Genomic DNA, 6,638 nt, shown 5'->3' on the forward strand with positions numbered 1-6,638 from the left:
TTCTAAGAAGTGGACGATGCCGATTAGAAACTGGCGACAAGCTCTAAACCGCTTTATTATTATGTTCGAAGACCGACTCTCTGAGTACATGTAACCTTGACAGTTACACAGAATTATTTACAGGGTCAATTTTTAACATGCTTAGTTTGATGTCAATATATTCTTTCTACCCGCTCTTTCTCGAAACTCGCCTACGCGAAGACTCGAAATCTAGTCACTCGCTGACTAGTTATTCGCCTTCAAATACGCTTTAAAATCTTCACCAAGATCTTTATGACGCATACCATATTCAACGAATGCTTTTAGATAGCCAAGCTTGTCGCCACAGTCGTGAGATTTTCCGCTCATATGGAAAGCTTCAACCGTCTCTTCTGCCATTAGCATATCGATAGCATCGGTTAGCTGAATTTCATCACCAGCACCAGGAGGCGTAATCGCAAGCTTATCCCAAATTTTATGAGATAGAACATAACGACCGACAACCGCTAAATTTGATGGTGCATCTTCGACCGCTGGCTTTTCAACCATGCGCGTCATTGGGCAAGACTCACCAGCTACAAGCTCAGTACCGTTGCAATCTACTACGCCGTATTTCGATACATCGCTCATTGGCACAGGTTCTACCATAATTTGGCTTGCCCCTGTCTCTTCATAGCGTTGTAACATAGCTGCTAGGTTTTCTTTGCTTTGATCTGCGGTGTATTCATCCAAAATCACATCAGGCAGTACCACAGCAAATGGCGCATCACCTACAAGTGGTTTAGCACACAATACTGCGTGACCTAGACCTTTAGCATGACCTTGACGCACGTGCATCACTGTCACATCTCTTGGACAGATATTTTGCACTTCATCAAGCAGCTGACGCTTAACACGCGCTTCAAGGGTTGCTTCTAGTTCAAATGAAGTATCAAAGTGGTTTTCAATTGCATTTTTAGAAGAGTGAGTAACTAGCACAATTTCTTTGATGCCTGCGTTCACACACTCATTAACGATAAATTGAATTAGCGGCTTATCCACCAAAGGAAGCATTTCTTTTGGGATTGCTTTGGTTGCAGGTAACATGCGAGTACCAAGGCCAGCTACTGGGATGACAGCTTTAGTAATATACATCATATTTTACCTATAGTCGAAGCGCTCTTAGTTAACCCTTTTTTAGTTAGCAAAAAACGGAAAACACTACTTATATGCCAATACATATGTTTTGAAAATAACTTTCTATTAGCATGTTTAGCATAGTGTAAAGCCTTTATTTGAGGATAATAATAAATTGGGACATCCTGCTTATAACTTCTATAACAGATATCTATATCTTCACAATACATAAAGTAACTTTCATCGAAACCCTTTAATTGATTGTATCTATTTGCAGTAAAAGCTAAGAATGATCCTGCAGCCCAATCCACCGGAGTAGTGCATGTAATCAGATCTTTATTTAAAACGGTATCGTTACCCAAGCCCAAAAATGATTTTACAAATTGAAATAAAGATGGGAACTTTCGTATTGAATTATCATAAATAGAAAGTTCTTTATCTTTGAATAAATTTATACAGGAAAAGTCAATGTGATCTTTTTCCATTAAACTTAATAACTTATAAATTTCGTCAACATTCATAAACACATCAGGATTAAACACTATAAATAGATCATCATTATTCATACCTAATTCATTTATACAATATTGATAGTTTATATTATTATTATGTCCAAACCCCAATCCATAATCTTTATCTAACCAATGAACCTTCTCTTCTTTAGCTAAATCAGAAAAATTATCACCATCTTTATTACTTTTTAATATAATAAAAAAATCTTTAGATAGTAACTGAAGACATCCTAAATTGTTTATTAAATCACTATGACCATGTGAAACAACTGATATATAAACACTCATGTTATAAACCAGATATTTTCGTCAACAAAGTACCTTTACTATCTTTATCTGATAATACTGGTGCATTATCCAAAGGCCATTCAATACCAATGTCTAGATCATTCCATAAAATAGAATGCTCTGCCTTTGGATTATAAAAATCTGTACACTTATATACAAATTCAGCTTCATCACTGGTTACATAAAAACCATGAGCAAAACCTTCTGGCACCCATAATTGACGTTTATTTTCAGCAGACAGGTAAACTCCTACCCACTTACCAAATGTCGGTGAATTCTTACGAATATCAACGGCTACATCAAATACTTCACCAGAAACAACGCGAACTAATTTACCTTGAGTATTTTCTGTCTGGTAATGTAATCCACGCAAAATACCTTTTTTAGATTTAGAGTGATTATCTTGAACAAATTGGGTTGGCTTACCTGTAACTAGTTCTTCAAATTTCTTTTGATTCCAAGTTTCCATAAAGAAACCACGCTCATCTCCAAATACTGTTGGTTCAATAATTTTCACATCAGGGATGTCAGTCTCGATAACGTTCATTTATTTATTCTCAATAATTATTGATAATCGGATAATTGATTTAAAGCACACTGCCAGTCGCTAGCTTGAATATCAAACGTTTCTGTAATTTTCTGTATATTAAGCTTTGAATTTGCGGGACGTTTTGCTGGTGTCAGATAATCTTCAGTTTTGATGCCATTTACAATGGGGGCTTTGTTTAATACTTTTTGTTCTACCGCTTTATCAAAAATAGTTTGCGCAAAACCATACCAACTCGTATGTGGTAATCCAGAATAATGGTAGATACCATATTTAGATAACTCAAAATTACTACCTTCAGCTATAATTGTTCTGGCAATAGAAATTAATGCTGTTGCAATATCTCTAGCATAAGTCGGACCACCAAACTGGTCAGCAACAATACCTAGTTCATCTCGTTGCTGTGCTAAGCGGAGCATTGTCTTTACGAAATTATTCCCTTCCTCACCAAAGACCCATGCCGTACGTAAAATAATGGATCGGGAACAATTATCAAGAACAGCATTCTCTCCTGCTAACTTACTTTTTCCGTACACACCCTGTGGGTCTACTGTATCGGTTTCAATATACATACCATCTTTATCGCCAGAAAATACATAATCAGTTGAAATATGTAATAATGTAGCACCAACATTTTCCGCCGCTTGAGCTAAATATAACGGTCCATCACGATTAATCGCATAGGATAAGTCAACTTCGGTCTCGGCTTTATCAACTGCGGTGTGAGCCGCGGCATTAATAATGATATGAGGTTTGAATTCATTTACACTCTTAATAACATCATACTGAGAAGTAATATCTAACTCATTTCGGTCAACGGCTAAGATTTCCGTATTCGGGAAAGTTTGCAACTGTTCCACTAGACAGCTGCCTACTTGACCATTGCACCCCGTAATTAATACTTTCACAAAGCAAATCTCTTATTTATTTTCAGATGTGATACGCATCAAATATTGACCGTATTCATTTTTCATCATTGGTTTCGCCAACTCTTGTATTTGTTCAGAAGTTAACCAACCATTACGCCATGCAATTTCTTCCAGACAAGCGACTTTCAGACCTTGTATGTTTTGAATCGTTTCTACAAAGCTCGACGCTTCATGTAAACTCTCATGAGTACCTGTATCTAGCCACGCGAAACCACGCCCTAATAACTCAACATTTAATGAGCCATCATTTAAGTACATTTCATTTAATGTGGTAATTTCAAGCTCACCACGCTCGGATGGTTTAACTTGCTTGGCCATTTCGACAACTCGGTTATCGTAGAAATACAAACCTGTAACCGCATAATTTGATTTAGGCTCTGCTGGTTTTTCTTCAATAGAAACGGCTTTCATTTCACTATCAAATTCAACTACCCCAAAGCGTTCAGGATCTTTAACTTGATAACCAAATACCGTCGCACCATGCTCACGAGACGCTGCATTGAGTAATGTCTGACTAAATGATTGACCATAGAAAATGTTATCACCTAATACAAGGCATACACTGTCATCACCAATAAACTCTTCGCCGATTAAGAATGCTTGTGCTAAACCATCAGGAGATGGCTGAATTGCAAATTCCAAGTTGATACCAAAATCAGCACCATTACCCAATAGGCGACGGAAGCTTTCATTATCTTCAGGTGTAGTAATAATAAGAATATCGCGAATACCCGCCAACATTAGTGTTGATAACGGATAAAAAATCATGGGTTTGTCATAAATTGGTAATAGCTGTTTAGATACACCACGAGTAATAGGATAAAGACGAGTACCTGAGCCACCCGCAAGAATAATGCCTTTCATAAATATAGAACCAACGTTAAACGGTTCTCTACTTTTTATAGAAAATAGAGAACTCAAAAATTGAAAAATACGGTAGGATTAATTAGTACCAAGACGTTCACGAGAATAAGAACCGTCTAATACACGACTCCACCATTTTTCATTATTTAGATACCACTCAACAGTTTTACGAATACCTGATTCGAATGTTTCAGCAGGTTTCCAGCCAAGCTCAGCAGCAATTTTCGTTGCATCAATGGCATAGCGAACATCATGTCCAGGGCGATCCGTCACGTAAGTAATCAAATCTTGATATTGAGCAATACCTTGCGGTTTGTTAGGTACTAACTCTTCTAGTAGTGAACAAATGGTTTTCACCACTTCAATATTGGCTTTTTCATTATGACCACCAATATTATAAGTTTCACCGATTTCGCCTTGGGTTACTACGGTATAAAGAGCGGATGCATGATCTTCAACATATAACCAATCACGAATTTGCATACCATTACCATAAACAGGCAGTTGTTTACCTTCTAAAGCATTAAGAATCATTAAAGGAATTAACTTTTCTGGGAAATGATATGGACCATAATTATTAGAACAGTTAGTTACAATAGTTGGCAAACCATAAGTACGTAGCCATGCACGAACTAAATGATCACTGGATGCTTTAGAGGCTGAATATGGGCTTGAAGGTGAATAAGATGTGGTTTCGGTAAACAGATCATCCGTACCTTCCAAATCACCGTATACTTCATCAGTAGAAATATGATGGAAGCGAAATGCTGATTTATGATCGGCATCTAACTGGTTCCAGTATTGACGAGCAGCTTCAAGCATGGTGTAAGTACCAATAATATTGGTCTCAATAAATGCTGCAGGACCATCAATAGAACGATCTACGTGACTTTCAGCAGCTAAATGCATTACAGCATCTGGTTGATGCTTAGCAAAGATACGATCTAACTCCGCACGATCACAAATATCAACTTGCTCAAATGCGTAACGCTCATCATTTTCAACGCTAAGTAATGATTCTAAGTTTCCCGCGTAAGTTAATTTATCGACATTAACAACACTGTCTTGAGTATTATTAATAATATGACGAACAACGGCAGAGCCAATAAAGCCTGCACCACCAGTTACTAAAATTTTCATTTTTATTCTCTATTAATCTGCACCAAATAAATCGCGCGTATATACTTTAGCAGCAACATCTGCAAGTTCTTCAACCATACGATTAGAAACAATAACATCACACTGTTGTTTAAATTCAGCCAAGTTAACCATGACTAATGAATTAAAGAATTCTTTTTCATGTAATACAGGTTCATAAATAACAACTTCAATACCTTTAGCTTTAATACGCTTCATGATGCCTTGAATGCTTGATGCACGGAAGTTATCAGAACCCGCTTTCATGATTAAACGATAAATACCAACACGTTGTGGATTTTTAGCAATAATAGAATCAGCAATAAAATCCTTACGAGTAGTATTAGCATCAACAATCGCACCGATCATATTATTTGGCACATCACGATAATTGGCACGAAGCTGTTTAGTATCTTTGGGTAAACAATAGCCACCATAACCAAATGATGGATTATTATAATGATTACCGATACGAGGGTCTAAACCTACACCTTCAATAATCTGACGCGTATCTAGACCATTAGAAGCGGCATAAGTATCTAATTCATTAAAGTAAGCAACGCGCATAGCTAAATAAGTATTAGAAAATAATTTTACCGCTTCAGCTTCAGTTGAATCTGTAAATAGAACAGGAATATCTTGTTTAATGGCACCTTCAACTAATAAGTTAGCGAATACTTTTGCACGTTCACTTTTTTCTCCAACAATAACACGAGAAGGATATAGATTATCATAAAGTGCACGACCTTCACGTAAAAACTCTGGAGAGAATATAATATTATTACAATTATACTGCTCTTTTATTTGTTGAGTATAACCTACAGGAACAGTTGATTTAATCACCATCACTGCATTTGGATTAATTTCCATAACATCTTTAATAACAGCTTCAACAGATGATGTATTAAAAAAGTCATTTACAGTATCATAATCTGTAGGAGTAGAGATAATAACAAAATCAGCATTTTCATAAGCTAATTTCTTATCCAATGTAGCATAAAAATTTAACGACTTATTTTGTAGGAAATCTTCAATTTCCTTATCGACGATTGGAGATATTTTATCATTTAATAAACTTATTTTTTCATCGACAATATCTACAGCAATAACTTCATTGTACTGTGCTAAAAGCATAGCATTAGACAAGCCGACATAACCTGTCCCAGCAATAGCGATTTTATACATAATTTAACCTAAAATAATGTTATTATAAACATCAGATAGAATAATATTCAAACTATAGACAATTAAAAATCGCATAATAAT

The 6,638-nt window shown here is 36.1% G+C and carries 7 protein-coding genes; all 7 read right to left on the minus strand.

Annotation, left to right across the window (positions count from 1 at the left end; all coding sequences use genetic code 11):
• Window positions 1–225: 225 nt before the first annotated feature.
• Complete coding sequence (gene galU, locus CTN07_RS21820) at window positions 226–1,116, minus strand: UTP--glucose-1-phosphate uridylyltransferase GalU (protein WP_005298215.1); 891 nt, start codon at window positions 1,114–1,116, stop codon at window positions 226–228.
• On the minus strand, window positions 1,113–1,895 hold the full coding sequence (locus tag CTN07_RS21825; RefSeq protein WP_005298212.1) for a glycosyltransferase family protein: 783 nt from the start codon (window positions 1,893–1,895) through the stop codon (window positions 1,113–1,115). The genes galU and CTN07_RS21825 overlap by 4 nt, the downstream gene beginning before the upstream one ends.
• A gap of 1 nt (window position 1,896) precedes the next feature.
• A complete protein-coding gene (rfbC, locus tag CTN07_RS21830) occupies window positions 1,897–2,442 on the minus strand; it encodes a dTDP-4-dehydrorhamnose 3,5-epimerase (protein ID WP_005298210.1) in 546 nt (181 codons plus the stop codon).
• A 17-nt stretch (window positions 2,443–2,459) separates the two neighbouring features.
• Window positions 2,460–3,350 carry a dTDP-4-dehydrorhamnose reductase gene (rfbD, locus tag CTN07_RS21835; protein ID WP_005298208.1) on the minus strand — a complete coding sequence of 297 codons (891 nt, stop codon included), beginning with the start codon at window positions 3,348–3,350 and terminating at the stop codon, window positions 2,460–2,462.
• Window positions 3,351–3,362: 12 nt separating this feature from the next.
• A complete protein-coding gene (gene rfbA / locus CTN07_RS21840; RefSeq protein WP_005298206.1) occupies window positions 3,363–4,235 on the minus strand; it encodes a glucose-1-phosphate thymidylyltransferase RfbA in 873 nt (290 codons plus the stop codon).
• A 78-nt stretch (window positions 4,236–4,313) separates the two neighbouring features.
• Window positions 4,314–5,375 (minus strand): dTDP-glucose 4,6-dehydratase, encoded by a 1,062-nt coding sequence (gene rffG, locus CTN07_RS21845; RefSeq protein WP_005298203.1) that lies wholly within the window; start codon window positions 5,373–5,375, stop codon window positions 4,314–4,316.
• Window positions 5,376–5,387: 12 nt separating this feature from the next.
• Window positions 5,388–6,557 (minus strand): nucleotide sugar dehydrogenase, encoded by a 1,170-nt coding sequence (locus CTN07_RS21850; RefSeq protein WP_005298201.1) that lies wholly within the window; start codon window positions 6,555–6,557, stop codon window positions 5,388–5,390.
• Window positions 6,558–6,638 lie beyond the last annotated feature (81 nt).

This window comes from Photobacterium damselae (genome assembly GCF_003026815.1).
Classification (GTDB): Bacteria; Pseudomonadota; Gammaproteobacteria; order Enterobacterales; family Vibrionaceae; genus Photobacterium; species Photobacterium damselae.